This window comes from Bacteroides graminisolvens, from assembly GCF_963666085.1.
Taxonomy (GTDB): Bacteria; Bacteroidota; Bacteroidia; order Bacteroidales; family Bacteroidaceae; genus Bacteroides; species Bacteroides graminisolvens.
Genome location: NZ_OY762556.1, coordinates 633,066 through 649,406, shown reverse-complemented (window position 1 = coordinate 649,406; position 16,341 = coordinate 633,066). Strand labels below are relative to the sequence as shown.

Below are 16,341 nucleotides of genomic sequence, written 5' to 3'. Positions count from 1 at the left end.
GCACGCCTTAGCAGCATGTTATATTCAATCATTGTTGATTATAAAACCTAGTTTATTAATTCGCCCGCGCCAAACTTCATCTGTTGTGCTAGATGCTTTGCTCCACATAATCCAGATGTAATTGTTTGCATCTACAACTGCGGAGCAGTTTTGTCTTCCCTTAAATTGAGAAGGCAAGAGCGTTTTGGTTTCGGCGGGTTTCCATACGATGCCTTCTTCTGATACATACAAGGCACTGAAGTCGCCTCCGAAAGCATAGAATTTATTACTGTATCTCATGATGTGCGGGTTTGTCATGGCCGGCAGAGCATAAGATGTAGTTGTTTCGGAATCACTCCATTCCAATCCGTCAAAAGAGAACCAAGGAGTGGTTTTAGTCGTTGATTTTCCAGCAATGAATGCAGTTGTCATTTGAGTTCTGCTGGTGAATACCGTGGTCGAAATATTTTCAAGCGGGAACGCTGCCGGAACTTCTAAGCCTGTTTGCCAAGAAGTTAGAGCGTTGTCTGAAATGGCAAATAGATTCTTTCCGTTTGCTTCAACAACAGCAGCCAAGCTATTGGGGAATGCAGCTGTCAGTGCAACCACATGGCCACTTAGTGCAGTCCATTCCGACCAGCTGGTCCCATTTTCACTGTAGAACAATTTTCCGCTTTGCGTTGCTGCAAATATTTTGCTGCCAAACACCATTAAAGAATGCATCTTAGTATCGGCGGGCAGACCGGTAACAGCGCTTTTCGTCCACGATTTGCCATCGTTCACAGATGCACTGAAAGCAACAGAATAACTTCCGTATGTCCAGATGCGATTATTGAGTACAACTGATTTTTGTGTTCCGGTAATTTCTCCGGCAGAGAAAGAATCAGTCATTTTGTTCCAATTCAAAGAATCAGGATCTTGCTTGTGTCTGCGTACTTCCACGCTATACTTGCGAGTGTATTTACCATCGGCCGAGTGAACGGTTAATTCGAGTGGCTTCTCCATGGTCTTAGACAGATCCAGAGAGTCGGCCACATTAAACAGGGTGTCGGCTGAAGTCACATAACCGGATACCGTCAACGTTTTAATCAATACCTTGTTAATAATCGTATCGGAACTTACCGGGAGCGAGTCAACGTTATATATCTTATTATTGGCGTTGTCAATAGTAAAAGCGTAGTTTTCGCCATATATCGTATCAATGGCAAATGCGTGAATTGTGTCGTCTGAACTGTATTCAATGTTCTTTTCGTCGGAGCTCAAACATGAACTGACAATAATAGCCGTAGCAAAGGAGCAAAGAATTACTGATAAAAACTTTATTTTCATTTGGAGCTTGGTGTTTATTTACAAATTGCAAAAATAGAAACAAATTTCTCTATATTGAACATCTTGGGCAAGTTTTATATAAAATTATAGATAATCGCCCTCTTTTTAAAAGCTTTATAAATCATCTTTTTTCTGAGTTTGTTGTCTATTACGAATGAAATGCCAGATGGGTATGCCAAACTTTTTATCGACGGAATGGCTTATTCTCTCGTCTATTTCCGGAGATTTTACCCCCGAACCCAATTGCTTACGACTTTTCTCTATATAAATTTCATCCCATAAACCACTGTCAATGAATGACTGTAGCAGTTGGCTGCCTCCTTCGACAAATAACGATTCGATTTTCTTTTTGTATAAAGCCGTTAAAATTTGCGGGAGGATATCTTCTGTGTAATCCAGCGTGATGAATTCTACACCGGAAGTTGATTTTCTTTCTTTGGCTGTGAAGACCAGCGTAGATACTGTTCCGTCAAAAAGATGCAAGTCATCGGGTAACGTGAGGTGACGGTCCAACACCACGCGTGTAGGGTGTTTGCCTTCCCAATTGCGCACGGTGAGGAACGGATTGTCTAATTTTGCCGTACGTGTTCCTATCATAATGGCGTCTGCTTCTGCTCTTCTTTTATGTACAAGCATGGAAGTTAGCTCCGTAGATAAGATAGCGGGTGTTCCTTCCGTGCGGTTCAAATCAATAAATCCATCGGCAGATTCGGCCCATTTAAGAATGATGTAAGGCCGTTTCAATAGATTGAACGTGGTAAAGGGCTTGATGAGCTTTTTACATTCTTCTTGGAGCATGCCCACCATAACTTCGCAACCGGCATTTCTTAGGCGGCGTATGCCACGACCGGCAACCTCAACAAAGGGATCTTCGCAGCCCACAACAACTCGTGGAATACCTTTGGAAATGATCAGATCAGCGCAGGGAGGTGTTTTTCCGTAATGTGAACAAGGCTCCAGACTTACATAAATGGTTGACCGTTTCAGGAGTGATTCGTCTTTTACGGATCGAATGGCATTAACTTCGGCATGTGCCTCTCCGTAACGTATGTGGTAGCCTTCACCTATGATTTTGTCATCACATACTATTACTGCTCCTACCATGGGGTTTGGCGAAACATTGGCATGGCCGTTTTTGGCCAACTGAATGCATCGCCGCATGTATTTTTCTTCTGTCATCTCTTAGGCTTGTAACAATATAATTAGTACTTTTGCACACTAAAAATTTAAAGCATGAATCATCTTCTTCCGTATATTAAAAAAACGCTCGAGAGTCATTTCCCGCCTGCCGAATTAAAAAGCCTGACGAAAATAATCTGTTGCGACCTGTTGGAAATCGGTGAGCTCGACTTTTATGTTCGCAAAGATATTCATTTATCTGAAAATAAACAGAAAGAGCTCGAAACAATTCTTCACAGATTAATCAATCACGAACCAATTCAGTATATAGTAGGGCATACTCCCTTCTGCGGTCATTCTTTTGAGGTCAATCAACATGTACTGATTCCCCGTCCGGAAACGGAAGAACTTGTTGAACTCATTGCCAAGGAAAACCCCAAAGCGAAGTTGATTTTTGATATTGGTACCGGGAGCGGCTGCATTGCTATATCATTGTCTAAAAAACTGCCTGATTGTGAGGTAAGGGCCTGTGATATCTCAGCCGAAGCCTTGAAGGTTGCCCGCCGGAACAACAAGCGCTTAGGTGCATCTGTTTGTTTTGAAAAGCAAAACATTTTGAAATACAAATTTCCGGCCAATCTGGAGGAAATGCTTAATCTGGATGTGATAGTTAGCAATCCACCTTATATAACCGAGTCCGAGAAAGCAGGAATGGATCCGAATGTGCTGGAGTGGGAACCGGCTACTGCACTGTTTGTTCCCGATGATGATCCGCTGTTATTCTATTCTTGTATAGCAGAACTCGGATTCTTTCTACTCTCTTCCGAAGGCAAATTGTATTTTGAGGTAAACCAAGCCTACGGTAAAGAGGTTTGTGAGATGTTGAATGATATGGGTTACAGCCGTGTGCGTTTAATAAAAGATATGTTTAACAATAAGAGATTTGTTAAAGCCTGTATATGAAAACAATAACGGAAAGTGAAGCCTTGAGCCGTGTGGCTTTCTATTGTTCTTCTGCCGAACATTGCCGTTACGAAGTAGAAGAGAAATTGAGAAAATGGTCGCTCGACGAACAAGCCATTGGGCGGATACTGCAAAAACTAGAGTCAGAAAGATACGTGGATGATGACAGATACTGCCGCGCTTTTGTTGCCGATAAAATAAACTTTGCCAAGTGGGGTAAAATGAAAATATCTAGGGCATTGTCTATGAAGAAGATAGATGATAAAATTATTCAGAAATATTTGTTGCAGATTGATGAGGATGAATATAAAGCGATGTTACGCCATCTTATTGCCGAAAAAAAGAGAACGATTAAAGGCGGTAATGAGTATCAAATACAGGGCAAACTCATACGGTTTGCTTTGAGCAGAGGCTTCCATTTAAAAGATATTTACCAGTGTTTAGGCAAACAAGATGATGAGTTTTTAGAGTGATTTCTGTATTTTATCCAAAAATATTTGAATTCTTCTTTTCATTCTCATTGAGTTTCCTTATTTTTGTGCCATATAATTATAGTAGCTATTAGTTATGAAAACGTTAGAGAGACTATTTGCAGAGAAATTGCTAAAGATCAAGGCAGTTAAACTACAGCCCGCCAATCCTTTTACGTGGGCTTCAGGTTGGAAATCTCCGTTTTACTGCGATAACCGTAAAACGCTTTCTTATCCTTCTCTCCGTAATTTTGTTAAGATTGAAATTACCCGCCTTATACTAGAACGTTTTGGGCAGGTAGACGCTATAGCAGGCGTGGCAACCGGTGCCATTCCGCAAGGGGCTTTGGTTGCTGATGCACTGAACTTACCTTTTGTCTATGTGCGTTCAACTCCCAAAGATCATGGGTTGGAGAATTTGATTGAAGGAGAATTGCGACCCGGAATGAAGGTTGTGGTTGTTGAAGATTTGATTTCAACAGGAGGTAGCAGTCTTAAAGCGGTTGAAGCAATTCGTCGCGACGGATGTGAAGTCATAGGAATGATTGCCGCTTTTACTTACGGATTTGATGTAGCGGTTAAAGCATTCAAAGATGCCAAGGTTCCTTTGGTTACCTTGACAAATTATGAAGCAGTGATTGAAGCGGCTCTTCGTACGGAGTATATTGACGAACCCGATGTGGCTGTGCTTGAAGAATGGCGCAAAGACCCTTCTCATTGGGAGCCTAAATAATTGAACTTCGGGAGTATTCCCGTAACTAAGAATAATATCTTAAGAATAAAATATGTAATTCGGGCGCGAGAGTGTCTGAATTATTTTTTATCATCCTAAATCAACAAAAGCAATGAGTCAATTCGAAAGCAGCGTGAAGCAGATACCTTTCAGTCAGGAACGCGTGTATGCCAAGTTATCCGATTTAAGTAATCTGGAGTCGATGAAAGACCGTATTCCTCAAGACAAAGTGAAAGACATTAGCTTTGACTCGGATACGCTTACCTTTAGCGTGGACCCGGTTGGTAAGATTACCCTTCAAGTTATAGAACGCGAGCCGTTCAAATGTATTAAATTTGAAACAACACAGTCGCCACTACCTTTTAATTTGTGGATTCAGTTAGTGCCCGACTCAGAACAGGGGTGCAAAATGAAATTAACCATCCGTGTTGATATCAATCCGTTTATGAAAGCAATGATTCAAAAGCCTTTGCAAGAAGGCATTGAGAAGATGGCCGACATGTTGGCTATGATACAGTATTAACAAGAAATCAACAGGTAATTAACAACTAATCAACATAGCTATGGCGCAGAAACTTTGGGAAAAATCAGTTCAGGTAAACAAGGAAATTGAACGATTCACCGTAGGTCGTGACCGTGAAATGGACTTATATCTAGCCAAACATGATGTGTTAGGCTCGATGGCACACATTACCATGCTGCAAAGCATCGGCCTGCTCACTGAAGATGAGTTGAAACAATTGTTGGCTGAGTTGAGAAAGATACATGCTCAGGCAGAACAAGGTAATTTTGTGATTGAAGAAGGAGTTGAAGATGTTCATTCGCAGGTTGAATTGATGCTGACCCGGAGTTTGGGCGATGTAGGTAAGAAAATACATAGCGGACGCTCTCGTAACGATCAGGTTCTGCTTGATCTGAAGCTTTTTACCCGTGCTCAGCTTAAAGAAGTAGCCGAACTCACTGAGCAACTCTTTTATGTACTCATCAATCAAAGCGAAAAGTTTAAAAATATACTGATGCCGGGGTACACCCACCTTCAGATTGCCATGCCTTCTTCCTTTGGCCTTTGGTTTGGTGCCTATGCCGAGAGCTTGGTGGACGATATGATGTTTCTTCAGGCGGTTTTTAAGATGTGCAACCGAAATCCGTTAGGTTCGGCTGCCGGCTATGGCTCCTCTTTCCCGCTAAACCGTAGCCTGACCACCGGTCTGTTGGGTTTTGATTCTATGAATTACAATGTGGTATATGCACAGATGGGACGCGGAAAGGTGGAACGTAACGTGGCATTTGCACTTGCCAGCATAGCCGGAACCCTGTCGAAACTGGCTTTCGATGCTTGTTTGTTTAACAGCCAAAACTTTGGTTTCGTTAAATTGCCCGACGAATGTACCACAGGGTCCAGCATCATGCCCCACAAAAAGAATCCCGATGTATTTGAACTTACGCGAGCCAAATGCAATAAGATACAATCACTTCCGCAACAGATTATGATGATTGCCAATAACCTGCCATCGGGTTATTTCCGCGATTTGCAGATTATTAAGGAAGTCTTCCTCCCGGCTTTTGATGAGCTGAAGGACTGTTTGCGAATGACTACTTACATTATGAATGAGATCAAAGTCAACGAGCATATTCTGGATGATGATCGTTACCTGCTTATCTTTAGCGTGGAAGAAGTGAACCGCCTGGCGCGCGAAGGAATGCCTTTTCGTGATGCATATAAGAAAGTCGGCTTGGATATTGAGGCCGGTAAGTTTACCCATAGCAAAGAGGTGCACCACACACACGAGGGTAGCATAGGAAACCTTTGCAACGATCGCATTAACTTGCTGATGCAGGAAGTCATCGAAGGGTTTAACTTCTGCTCCATGGCTGAGGCCGAGAAAGCTTTGTTGGCTACGGGAGAATAAACCCTCTGAAAGTGAGGCTGATAGACGGGTGTTGCTTAATAAATGTTTGTTGCCTGCTAATTTTGGTATAAAAAAGTTTGGCAGATACGGTAAAAGCTGTTATCTTTGCACCCGTTGAAAAAACGCGAAAGTAGCTCAGTTGGTAGAGCATAACCTTGCCAAGGTTAGGGTCGCGGGTTCGAGTCCCGTCTTTCGCTCCAATGATCTTTGAATTGTTGCTCGAATGGTGGAATGGTAGACACGAAGGACTTAAAATCCTTTGGCTATTGCAGCTGTGCGGGTTCAAGTCCCGCTTCGAGTACGATTAGTCCTCTGTAAACTAACTGTTTACGGAGGACTTTTTTCATCTCTATATTGATTTCTATATTAAAAAGTGTACCCTATCACACTAGACCAACCATTCAAGAGGTTGCATTTCTCAACAACGTCTCTCAGGCTTTTGAATTGAGCACGGACGGATATCATCTGTTTGTTCTTTCTTTGCCATTGAGTATGCTACTGATATCTATTCAAAGTTCGGCGAATGGTAGTATCATTCCTTTCGGGTAAGTATAACGAATTCCCAGTTTACCCGAAAGCATTGTTCCGCTGTGCTTGAATACATTGACCGAATTGTCTTCATTTAGTGATTGGGCAGACGATGTGATGCGCGAAAGCGAAATGTCGAAGCATCCGCTGAATGCACTCATCCAACGTTTATTGGTTATAGCAAATGCGACGCCCGCCGTTCTGCTTTTATGTTCTAAACATCTCTTAATTCTTTGATTTTCATCTTGATATATGCTTCCTTATCTTTTTTTATTTCCTTTAGTATAGCTCTTTGTTGGGCTGGAATGGTTAAGTATTTATCAGACCACACATTTATTTCGATCATTAATGGTAGTAAATCGATGCCTTTTGGCGTGAGTTTATACAACACTTTTGCCTTACTTACAGGGTGATCTAATTTGCTGATAATTCCGTTCTCCTCCAGCATTTGTAACCTGGTAGCCAAAATATTGGTTGCTATTTTCTCTTCTGATTTTAAAAAATCGCTATATGTACGCTCTTTAAAGAATATCAGATCTCTAATAATCAGTAAAGACCACTTATCTCCCCAGATGTCAAGAGCGCAACTAATGGGACAATCTGATCTTTTTTTTGTATTTGCCATAAAAAACTTTCTTTTTCACTTGTATTTTGCAAGTTGTTATTTATCTTTGCACTTGCATTTCGCAAGCAAAAATACAAATTAATTATATGAAAACAAAAGAAAGTACATTAATATTTGAGCCATATAGCCTGAATGGCTTGGCGTTAAACAATCGTATAGTGATGGCTCCTATGACTCGTAGTCGGGCTGACAATCAAGCTCACGCAGCTACTGAGCTTACAGCTCTTTATTATAGCCAGCGTGCTACGGCAGGACTTATTATAACAGGTGGAACTTTTATAAGTCCTGAAGCTGTAGGCGTGATAAACGTACCTGCAATTTATTCTGATGAGCAAATTATTGGTTGGAAGTTAACGACTGATGCTGTTCATAAAAAAGGAGGTACGATTTTTGCGCAATTATGGCATACCGGAGCCTATTCACATCCTGACGTGTTAGGAGGTAATTTGCCTTTGGCTCCATCGGCCTTAAACCCGCATTTACAAGTGTTCACTCCCGATGGATTTAAAGAAAGCGTTACTGCTAAGGAAATGACATTGGAAGACATCAAACAAACCATTGCTGACTTTAAAAAGGCAGCAATTAATGCTTTTGATGCCGGATTTGATGGTGTAGAACTTCATGGAGCAAACGGATACCTGTTGCAGCAGTTCTTTAGCAAGAATAGTAATCAGCGTACTGATGAATATGGAGGTTCTGTGGAAAACCGTGCTCGTATTCTTTTTGATATTTTAGATGAATATAAATCGATTGTAGATATTAGCCGTGTAGGTGTACGGCTTAATCCATCGCTTGATGGTCTTATGGGGATCTCGATAGATGATGAAACAATTGCTGTGTATAATTATATTGTAAATAGGTTAAATGATTATGGATTGGCCTACATACACCTGTTGGAACCCTTTACGGATGTAAGTAACAATCCGAATGCAATACAAGAAGTCGCCAAGCATTTTCGAAAAATATATAAAGGAACTCTGATTATCAACCGAGGATTTAATAAAGAAGATGCTACTAAAATTTTGAATGAAGGAGACGCCGATTTGGTGTCCTTTGGCTCTCCATTTATTGCAAACCCTGACTTAGTAGAAAGGTTTAAGGTAGATGCTCCTTTGAACGAGCTTGATAGGGAAACACTCTATACTCCGGGTGCTAAAGGGTATACGGATTATCCTACTTTGGATGAACTTAATAATAGTAATAATGTTTTAAGATAAGATCGATAATGATTTAATATTTTAATTCATAAATAAAGAACAAATGAAAACAACTGGAAATACCATTTTTATAAGCGGCGGAAGTGCCGGAATAGGTTTAGCTATTGCTAAAAAAATGCAGGCTATGGGCAATAAAATAATTATTAATGGACGCAATGAAGAACGTCTTCAAAAAGCGTTGATTGAGTTGAAAGATGCTGTTGGCATTCAAGGTGATTTGTCTGTCGAGGCCGATAGACTGCGTATTGCCAATGAACTTAAAACGGATTATCCCGATGTAAATGTCATTGTGAATAATGCCGGAACCGCTTTTAGTTACTTACTGAGTGAAACGACTAATGCGCATCAGAAAGCTCTTGTTGAAATGAATACAAACTACATTGCAGTTATTCATTTTACGGAATTATTGCTTCCTCATTTATTGAAAAAAGAGTCATCTGCGGTGGTGAATATTTCGTCTTTAGCAGTATATGGAAGCCATAAACTTGTTCCTACGTATGGAGCTACTAAAGCAGCATTACATAGCTACACCGTTGCATTAAGAATGACCTACGAAGGGCAGAATAATTTGCAGGTGTATGAAGTTTATCCACCAATGGTTAATACTGATTTTTCCGCTGGAATAGGGGGAGAGAATGGTATTCCAGCGTCAGAAGTAGCAGAGGAATTGCTGATAGCATTTGGACAAAATAAGTTTGATGTTCCTGTGGGGGAAACGAAGATTTATGCTGAGGCAACGGAGAAAGCATTCGCCAATATTGCCCGTACTAGAGAGTAATTTGAAGTAATTACTGTATGTTTTTATATACATGATAAATAAACATTCAATTATGGACTTAAAAGGGAAAACAATATTAATAACGGGAGGAGGATCTGGTATCGGACTCGAAGCTGCAAAACAACTCCTCGAGCATGGCGCTAAAGTTATTATAACTGGGCGTAACCAATCAAAATTAGAGGCAGCAAAAAAAACTTATCCGGGATTAATCGCAATCAAAAGTGATGTATCAAAAGCCGAAGATGCAAAAGCTCTTTATGAGGAGATAAAAAGACTAGGAGGGATTGATATTCTGTATAATAATGCCGGAGTAGGTGTGCCTCCTTTCAATTTAGGTATTGCTAATGATAAGCATGTAGATGGAGCGATATATGAAATGGAGGTTAACTATTTTGGGGTAATACGGTTGAATAATCTTTTTATGGATATGTTAAAGTCCAGAGAGGAAGCTGCTATTATAAATACCACTTCAATCTTGAGTATTGTCCCCTCCATACTGGAGGCTACGTACTCTGCGTCTAAGGTTGCATTGGCTTTTTATACAAAATCTCTTAGAACACATTTACAAATCACTGGTAGTCATGTTCGGGTCTTTGAACTGTTACCTCCCCTGGTGGATACAGATATGGTTGCGGATAGAAAGGATAAAAAAATAACTCCTGAACAGCTCGTTAAAAGATTGATATCAGGGTTGAAGAATAATCAAGACACAATTCGTGTAGGAGATGCTCAAACAATATACTTACTGAATCGCATCGTCCCCCGAATTGCTTATAGTTTGATAAATTCCTCAAAAGACTATCATTTGGTGAAATGAGTGAGAGTATTTATTTTAAAATTAAAATAGATGAAAGCATTTGTCGTTAATAAGTATGGTAAGGATGAAAAACTTCACCTGACCAGTGTTTTGGAACCATCAATTAAAGATGATGAAGTATTGGTTGAAATACACTCTGTTGGATTGAACCTGCTAGACTCTAAGATCAAATCCGGTGAATTTAAATTGATTTTACCATATAAGATGCCGTTGATACTGGGACATGACTTAGCCGGGGTTGTTGTAAAAAAAGGTTCTATGGTTACACGTTTTAACGTGGGAGACGAAGTTTACGCCCGTCCCTCTGATATGCATATTGGCGCTTTTGCCGAATATCTGGCTGTAAATGAAAAAGACCTTGCGCTCAAACCGAAAAACCTCACGATGAGTGAGGCTGCTTCAGTGCCTCTTGTCGCTCTTACTGCTTGGCAAGCATTAGTCGAGTTAGGAAAAGTCGAAAAAGGTCAGAAAGTCTTTGTTCAGGCAGGGTCTGGTGGCGTTGGGATTATGGCCATTCAGCTAGCAAAATATTTGGGTGCTACAGTCGCAACTACAGCGAGTGCAGGAAGTTTTGCATTGCTCAAAAAATTGGGAGCAGATGTTCTGATTGATTATAAAAATCAGGACTTTGAGTCTGTTCTGAAAGATTATGATTTAGTTATTAATAGTCAAGATGCCAGAACGCTTGAGAAATCACTAAATATACTAAAAACAGGAGGAAAGGTAATCTCAATATCAGGGCCACCTACGCCTGATTTCGGGAAAAAGATCGGAGCCTCATGGTTTGTTCGTTCCATCTTGTCATTAATCAGTTTCAATATTCGTAAAAAAGCCCAAAAAAGAGGTGTTTGTTATGAGTTTCTCTTTATGAGAGCCAATGGTGGTCAACTTGAAGAAATCGCTAAATTGATAGAGTCGGGCACTATTAATATTATTCTTGATAGAGTTTATCTTTTTGAGCAAACTAACGAAGCTTTAGCATACTTGGAAAAAGGACACGCTAAAGGAAAGGTGGTAGTAGAAGTTAAATAATATCTATACTAATAACGTGCTGTATGTATTTTAATTTCTAGGTGAACGATGTTTGCGTACACCCGGGTCTATAAGTGGCGTACACCCGGATGTACAAATCGTGTACACCCCCATGTATAGGCTCTGTACACCCGGGTGTGCAAAGGTTTTGTACGCCATTAAATTAAATGTACACAAGTGTCTATTTTGTATTTTTATTACTTCTCTTTTTTGAAATGTAATTGTAAAAAAATAGATGCAAAAAAAGTTGGTGACACTTGGTGATACTTGGTGAGGCTTTTTTTTAGCCAAGTGTCACACACAATAGTTTGATTATCAGGTTTTTATAAGGTTGGTGATACTTGGTGATACTTTATTTTATACATTTTATGTAGCGAAAGCTAAGTTCCTGAGGCTTTTTTCTTGCCTAGCGGAAACGAAATCCCTAAAAATGCATTCACACTTTTGGTGTCTGATCCTAAAAACATGTAGTCTGTTCCCACAAACAAAGGGCCTAGCTTCATCGCTAAACCAAATGATTTGCCGGCACTCTGGATAATGGAATAGCTAGCGGCCAGGTTAAACCAGTTTCGAGGACGAATATTGGCCGACAGTGTTAGCTCACTTTGGGTTTTCGGTTTCACCATTCGTGTTGTTGAAAGAGCGCCCAAAACCAACCAATTGTTCAGCAGACTATACTCTGCGCCAAATACCAACGTTGAGTGCAGAGAGGTGGTGCGCGACTTGCTTTGAGAGTCGTCAATCTTAAGTCCCAATAAGTCATAATTAAGCACATCGCCTGATTGCACGATGTCTTCAAACTCATGATAATTAGTGTAATAGTACGTTCTGTTAGTCTCAGAACGGGCATAATTGGTACTCCCTTTTGTCCAAGAAATAAATCCCAAATCGAGTACGGAAGCCGAAAGCGTGAGCTTAGGAAGCAATCGATAAGATACGCCCATATCAATAGCCGCTCCGTAACCGGCAATGCCGAAGCCGTTAAAGTCGAACTCATCAATATTTCCCTCTTCGTTTTCACGTAACTTCATTCCTTTGAATGAACTTTCAAGGTTGGCATCAACACGAATGGAAGCGGTGCTGTTTAACCAACTGTCGGGTACATCGGGATCACCGTTAATGTCCGACCGGACCTGAATTTCATTTACCCGCAGCTTCAGATTGCCTGCGCCAAGCAGAATTTTGAATTTTCCTCCCACGGTTAAGCGTTCGTTAATGGGGCGGGCATAACCCAGTCCCAGCTCGGTATAAGAGTTAATTTCAAGATTTTCATGCTTTATCAGGTAGTCCATGTTTTGATAGTCAACGGCATCTTGCTGATCCATGTCACGCAGGAAATCGAACATACTTTTGGGAACCTCCGCCCCTAAGTCCATCCGTGCACCTACATTGACAGACCAGAAATTCTTGCCCTTATACCATCCGAAAGACAAAACATCGGTATGGGCCGTTACGTTTATCCGGTTCTGATCCGACAAGCGACTCCTGAATTTTTCATCGGAGTAAAAGTTATCGTCCGAATTATCAATGACATCTACCATGTCATTGTAACCCAGCGAATTAGAAGATGCAGCCGCATTGATGGCTCCTGCAACCGGGAAATTGAAGTATCCACGAGTGGGAGTTAAAGCCGGATTGAGTTGAAGTCGATAGGTAACACCTTCCATAAAATAAGAAGTTCGCAAAAACTGCGAATAGCCTGAGAGGCATAGAGGCAGGAACATCAGTATCGCACTCATTCGTTTGATAGATGGGAGCTGTTTGTTAGTAATCATAGCTTCATTCTATTAAGTTTACTAAATGCAAATATATGATAAAATTTGAATATCCCGCCCTAAACAATTACTTTTGCTTTCAATCAGATATACCAGAAACACATGAAACAGGTTTTTATTTTCATCTACTTACTTTTCCTTGCCACGGCGATGCAAGCGAAGGATGCTAAAGCATTTCTGCTCACGAAAAATGAAGCAGTCACCTTTTATTGCCATAAGAACGAAGCCTTGGTTGTGCAAACGGCCTTGAATTTGTTCAGACAAGATTACGTAAAAGTGCTGACGGCATCGCCTCGAACGGAATCATTGAAAAAGGCGCGGATTGTGGTGGGAACGATCGACAATCCTGAAATTGCAGCTTGGGCTGCCGAACAAGGCATCTGTTTGGATCGTTTGCAAGGAAAGCACGAGGGGTTTCTGCTGAAGGTTTTGGGCGTGGGGAATACATACCGGTTGGCTGTGTTGGGTAGCGATAAACGCGGAACGGCCTACGGGCTGATGACTCTTGTGCGTATGATGGGAGTTTCTCCGTGGCAGTGGTGGGCTGATTGTGAACCGACACCGAGGGAGGTGTTTCAGCTTGAGGCCGACTTTGAAAGGTTGGAAGTTCCTTCGGTGGCTTATCGGGGAATCTTTATCAATGACGAAGATTGGGGTCTGAATCCGTGGAGCAGCAATAACTACGAACCTAAGATGAGAAAACGAAACGGTGAGGATTCTACTCCGCGAAACGGTGAGATAGGCCCTTATACGCACGAGCGTATCTTTGAATTATTGCTTCGTTTGCGTGCTAATATCTTTTGGCCGGCTATGCACGAATGCACGGTGCCTTTTTATCTGATCAAAGGCAATAGAGAGATGGCCGATAAATATGGTATCTTGATTAGTACTTCGCATTGCGAACCCATGATGCGTAATACCAATGGTGAATGGAGAAAAGCCGGACTGGGTGATTATAATTTTGTGACGAATGCAAAGCAGGTCGTTCATTTCTGGGAGGAACGGGTGAAAGAGTTATCGGGGTCGGATTGTCTATATACGTTGGGCATGCGCGGTGTGCACGACAGTGCTATGGAGGGTGCTAAAACCATACCCGAACAGGTGAAGGTGCTCACGGATGTGTTGAAGGTGCAACGTGATCTGCTCGCTAGGCATGTTAATGCGCAAGTCGATAAGGTTCCGCAGCAGTTCATCCCTTACAAAGAGGTGCTGGATTGCTATCACTCGGGCTTACAGGTTCCGGATGATGTGACTCTCATCTGGTGCGACGACAATTATGGATACATCCGCTATTTCCCAACCGAGCAGGAGAGAACCCGCAAGGGTGGTCACGGTATGTATTACCATGCCAGTTACTGGGGCCGACCGCACGATTATTTGTGGCTGGCTACTACTCCCCCCGAATTGATTCATGCTGAGATGCAGCGTGCTTATCGCCACGGTGTAGATAAGGTATGGGTGCTGAATGTAGGTGATATAAAACCGGCCGAGTACCTCATCTCTTTGTTTGTTGATATGGCTTGGGAGGGCAGTAGGTTTGGGAAGGACAAACTCGGTGCCTACATGGCGCGTTGGTATGAAGAGCAGTTGGGCATGGAAGGCAAGGAGCTCTTACCGCTATGGGAAACATATTATGATCTTTCGTTCAAACTTCGTCCCGAATTTCTTGGCGGGACCAGAACGGAGGAGAAAGACCCGAAATATAAAGTGGTGAGTGATGTTCCGATGAATGAAAAGGAAATCACGGAAAGGCTTTCACAATGCCGGGAGATGATTGATGCCATGAACCGATTGGAAAAGCGGGTTCCTCAATCCAGACTGGATGCTTGGTTTCAGTTGGTGAAATATCCGTTGTCGGCTATGGCTGCCATGAATGAAAAGATGCTGGGTGCACAGTTGGCGCGCCATCGTCTGGCTAAGTGGGACAAACCGCTGGAGGCGTTTAACCGCATTGTGACATTGACGGAGAAATACAATGCTTTGAAAGATGGTAAGTGGGAGGGCATTATGAGTTGGCAACCGCGTAACTTGCCTGTTTTTGCTCCTGTGAAAGAGGAATACGTTGATGCTCCGCTAACTGCCCACACCAATGGGAAGTTGGTTTTTCAAAGTGATTTGTGCATCGGTACTGAGTTGTTGCCCGGTAAGGACATCAGTTGTTTGGTTGAAACGGCCAATGCCGACTCATTAGTGGTGGAAATACGTACGTTACCGGTTCATCCCACGAACGGAAATGTTGTTCGCTATCGCTTGCAGTTGGACAACGAACAGCCCATTGAGCTTGACTTCCACACCGAGGGACGTAGTGAAGAGTGGAAACGGAATGTGTTGTCTAATTATGCCACTCGTATGGTAAAGTTACCTCTTCATAACAAGAAACGAGAGTGCAAGCTGACCGTCACTGCCGTTGATGAAGGGGTGTTTGTGCAAGAAATTGTTATTCACTAAGAGAATTAAGAAATGGAACATACTCGTTTGAATGAGCATTTGGAAAAGTTCCTCCATTTCTCGCCGGAGGAATTATTCTCGTTGAGTGAACACATCAAGGTAGTGCCGTTGGTGAAGAATGGGTTGTTTTTAAAGGAAGGTGAGGTTTGTACCAGCATTGCATTTGTGAATAAAGGCGTACTGACATACTATAAAACACTCGACAATGGCGATGAGGTGACTACCGACTTTGCTTTTGAAGGTGAGTGGGTTACCAATAACCTGAGCAGGTTGAATGTTATACCTTCGCACCTCAATATCAAAGCAATGGAGGATGCTGAACTATTGGTTATAAACCATGCTGACTTGCAGAACTTGTATGTTTCCTTTCCCCGGTTGGAGAGGCTGGGCCGTATATTGATGGAACAAGCCTACATCAGGTTGGTACAACTGAGTATTGATTTGCAAACTCTCTCGGCTACCGAACGGTATATTAAGTTGCTTCACACGTATCCCGAAATACTACAACGCGTACCATTATACCACATTGCCAATTACTTGGGCATTGCCCCTAAATCATTGAGTCGCATTCGCAAAACGCTGTTCACGAAAGATTAATTTGAACTGTTTCTCGGACAC

General features: G+C 41.8%; 16 protein-coding genes and 2 tRNA genes. 13 read left to right on the top strand and 5 right to left on the bottom strand.

What is annotated here, in order from left to right:
• Positions 1 to 24: 24 nt before the first annotated feature.
• A complete protein-coding gene (locus ACKPCE_RS02690) occupies positions 25 to 1,308 on the bottom strand; it encodes a BamI family beta-barrel-assembly machinery protein (protein ID WP_319504106.1) in 1,284 nt (427 codons plus the stop codon).
• A 114-nt stretch (positions 1,309 to 1,422) separates the two neighbouring features.
• Positions 1,423 to 2,487 carry a bifunctional diaminohydroxyphosphoribosylaminopyrimidine deaminase/5-amino-6-(5-phosphoribosylamino)uracil reductase RibD gene (gene ribD, locus ACKPCE_RS02685; protein ID WP_319504105.1) on the bottom strand — a complete coding sequence of 355 codons (1,065 nt, stop codon included), beginning with the start codon at positions 2,485 to 2,487 and terminating at the stop codon, positions 1,423 to 1,425.
• Positions 2,488 to 2,541: 54 nt separating this feature from the next.
• On the opposite strand from ribD, the gene prmC reads away from it, so the two are divergent.
• The 7 genes from prmC (at position 2,542) to ACKPCE_RS02650 (ending at position 6,804) form a co-directional block, all read left to right on the top strand.
• A complete protein-coding gene (prmC, locus tag ACKPCE_RS02680) occupies positions 2,542 to 3,390 on the top strand; it encodes a peptide chain release factor N(5)-glutamine methyltransferase (RefSeq protein ID WP_319504104.1) in 849 nt (282 codons plus the stop codon).
• Positions 3,387 to 3,863 (top strand): regulatory protein RecX, encoded by a 477-nt coding sequence (locus ACKPCE_RS02675; protein WP_276962713.1) that lies wholly within the window; start codon positions 3,387 to 3,389, stop codon positions 3,861 to 3,863. Before prmC ends, ACKPCE_RS02675 begins: the two co-directional genes overlap by 4 nt.
• A 94-nt stretch (positions 3,864 to 3,957) precedes the next feature.
• Entirely contained in the window at positions 3,958 to 4,593 is a 636-nt protein-coding gene (gene pyrE / locus ACKPCE_RS02670; RefSeq protein ID WP_027317727.1) for an orotate phosphoribosyltransferase, read from the top strand.
• Positions 4,594 to 4,705: 112 nt separating this feature from the next.
• Entirely contained in the window at positions 4,706 to 5,116 is a 411-nt protein-coding gene (locus tag ACKPCE_RS02665; protein ID WP_319504103.1) for an SRPBCC family protein, read from the top strand.
• Between the two features lie 40 nt (positions 5,117 to 5,156).
• On the top strand, positions 5,157 to 6,503 hold the full coding sequence (gene argH / locus ACKPCE_RS02660; RefSeq protein WP_319504102.1) for an argininosuccinate lyase: 1,347 nt from the start codon (positions 5,157 to 5,159) through the stop codon (positions 6,501 to 6,503).
• A gap of 124 nt (positions 6,504 to 6,627) precedes the next feature.
• Positions 6,628 to 6,703: transfer RNA gene (locus ACKPCE_RS02655), tRNA-Gly, on the top strand.
• 17 nt (positions 6,704 to 6,720) lie between these two features.
• Positions 6,721 to 6,804: transfer RNA gene (locus tag ACKPCE_RS02650), tRNA-Leu, on the top strand.
• Between the two features lie 208 nt (positions 6,805 to 7,012).
• Here ACKPCE_RS02650 and ACKPCE_RS02645 read toward each other — a convergent pair.
• On the bottom strand, positions 7,013 to 7,192 hold the full coding sequence (locus ACKPCE_RS02645; protein ID WP_319504101.1) for a hypothetical protein: 180 nt from the start codon (positions 7,190 to 7,192) through the stop codon (positions 7,013 to 7,015).
• Between the two features lie 53 nt (positions 7,193 to 7,245).
• Positions 7,246 to 7,656, bottom strand: a complete 411-nt coding sequence (locus tag ACKPCE_RS02640) for a winged helix-turn-helix transcriptional regulator (RefSeq protein WP_319504100.1) — start codon at positions 7,654 to 7,656, stop codon at positions 7,246 to 7,248.
• Positions 7,657 to 7,742: 86 nt separating this feature from the next.
• Here ACKPCE_RS02640 and ACKPCE_RS02635 point away from each other — a divergent pair, with 86 nt between their 5' ends.
• Genes ACKPCE_RS02635 through ACKPCE_RS02620 form a run of 4 tightly spaced genes read left to right on the top strand, consistent with a single transcriptional unit; the run spans position 7,743 to position 11,500 of the window.
• Entirely contained in the window at positions 7,743 to 8,873 is a 1,131-nt protein-coding gene (locus ACKPCE_RS02635) for an alkene reductase (protein ID WP_319504099.1), read from the top strand.
• Between the two features lie 43 nt (positions 8,874 to 8,916).
• A complete protein-coding gene (locus ACKPCE_RS02630; protein WP_319504098.1) occupies positions 8,917 to 9,651 on the top strand; it encodes an SDR family oxidoreductase in 735 nt (244 codons plus the stop codon).
• Between the two features lie 52 nt (positions 9,652 to 9,703).
• Positions 9,704 to 10,468: an SDR family oxidoreductase gene (locus tag ACKPCE_RS02625; protein ID WP_319504097.1), complete on the top strand. Its 765-nt coding sequence runs from the start codon at positions 9,704 to 9,706 to the stop codon at positions 10,466 to 10,468.
• A gap of 30 nt (positions 10,469 to 10,498) precedes the next feature.
• Positions 10,499 to 11,500 carry an NADP-dependent oxidoreductase gene (locus tag ACKPCE_RS02620; protein WP_319504096.1) on the top strand — a complete coding sequence of 334 codons (1,002 nt, stop codon included), beginning with the start codon at positions 10,499 to 10,501 and terminating at the stop codon, positions 11,498 to 11,500.
• A 380-nt stretch (positions 11,501 to 11,880) separates the two neighbouring features.
• On the opposite strand, the gene ACKPCE_RS02615 is transcribed toward ACKPCE_RS02620, so the two are convergent.
• Entirely contained in the window at positions 11,881 to 13,275 is a 1,395-nt protein-coding gene (locus ACKPCE_RS02615) for a DUF5723 family protein (RefSeq protein WP_319504095.1), read from the bottom strand.
• Positions 13,276 to 13,377: 102 nt separating this feature from the next.
• Here ACKPCE_RS02615 and ACKPCE_RS02610 point away from each other — a divergent pair, with 102 nt between their 5' ends.
• Both ACKPCE_RS02610 and ACKPCE_RS02605 read left to right on the top strand, forming a co-directional pair.
• The gene (locus ACKPCE_RS02610; RefSeq protein WP_319504094.1) at positions 13,378 to 15,723 is read left to right on the top strand and encodes a glycosyl hydrolase 115 family protein; all 2,346 of its coding nucleotides are present in this window, start codon (positions 13,378 to 13,380) and stop codon (positions 15,721 to 15,723) included.
• A 12-nt stretch (positions 15,724 to 15,735) separates the two neighbouring features.
• Positions 15,736 to 16,320 carry a Crp/Fnr family transcriptional regulator gene (locus ACKPCE_RS02605; RefSeq protein WP_319504093.1) on the top strand — a complete coding sequence of 195 codons (585 nt, stop codon included), beginning with the start codon at positions 15,736 to 15,738 and terminating at the stop codon, positions 16,318 to 16,320.
• Positions 16,321 to 16,341 lie beyond the last annotated feature (21 nt).

Excerpts from the sequence above, each read along its gene's own strand:
- ACKPCE_RS02615 (WP_319504095.1), bottom strand. The coding sequence starts at position 13,275 with ATGATTACTAACAAACAGCTCCCATCTATCAAACGAATGAGTGCGATA.
- ACKPCE_RS02620 (WP_319504096.1), top strand. The coding sequence starts at position 10,499 with ATGAAAGCATTTGTCGTTAATAAGTATGGTAAGGATGAAAAACTTCAC.
- prmC (WP_319504104.1), top strand. The coding sequence starts at position 2,542 with ATGAATCATCTTCTTCCGTATATTAAAAAAACGCTCGAGAGTCATTTC.
- ribD (WP_319504105.1), bottom strand. The coding sequence starts at position 2,487 with ATGACAGAAGAAAAATACATGCGGCGATGCATTCAGTTGGCCAAAAAC.
- pyrE (WP_027317727.1), top strand. The coding sequence starts at position 3,958 with ATGAAAACGTTAGAGAGACTATTTGCAGAGAAATTGCTAAAGATCAAG.
- ACKPCE_RS02630 (WP_319504098.1), top strand. The coding sequence starts at position 8,917 with ATGAAAACAACTGGAAATACCATTTTTATAAGCGGCGGAAGTGCCGGA.
- ACKPCE_RS02690 (WP_319504106.1), bottom strand. The coding sequence starts at position 1,308 with ATGAAAATAAAGTTTTTATCAGTAATTCTTTGCTCCTTTGCTACGGCT.
- ACKPCE_RS02645 (WP_319504101.1), bottom strand. The coding sequence starts at position 7,192 with ATGAGTGCATTCAGCGGATGCTTCGACATTTCGCTTTCGCGCATCACA.
- ACKPCE_RS02605 (WP_319504093.1), top strand. The coding sequence starts at position 15,736 with ATGGAACATACTCGTTTGAATGAGCATTTGGAAAAGTTCCTCCATTTC.
- ACKPCE_RS02665 (WP_319504103.1), top strand. The coding sequence starts at position 4,706 with ATGAGTCAATTCGAAAGCAGCGTGAAGCAGATACCTTTCAGTCAGGAA.
- ACKPCE_RS02610 (WP_319504094.1), top strand. The coding sequence starts at position 13,378 with ATGAAACAGGTTTTTATTTTCATCTACTTACTTTTCCTTGCCACGGCG.
- ACKPCE_RS02625 (WP_319504097.1), top strand. The coding sequence starts at position 9,704 with ATGGACTTAAAAGGGAAAACAATATTAATAACGGGAGGAGGATCTGGT.
- ACKPCE_RS02640 (WP_319504100.1), bottom strand. The coding sequence starts at position 7,656 with ATGGCAAATACAAAAAAAAGATCAGATTGTCCCATTAGTTGCGCTCTT.
- ACKPCE_RS02675 (WP_276962713.1), top strand. The coding sequence starts at position 3,387 with ATGAAAACAATAACGGAAAGTGAAGCCTTGAGCCGTGTGGCTTTCTAT.
- argH (WP_319504102.1), top strand. The coding sequence starts at position 5,157 with ATGGCGCAGAAACTTTGGGAAAAATCAGTTCAGGTAAACAAGGAAATT.
- ACKPCE_RS02635 (WP_319504099.1), top strand. The coding sequence starts at position 7,743 with ATGAAAACAAAAGAAAGTACATTAATATTTGAGCCATATAGCCTGAAT.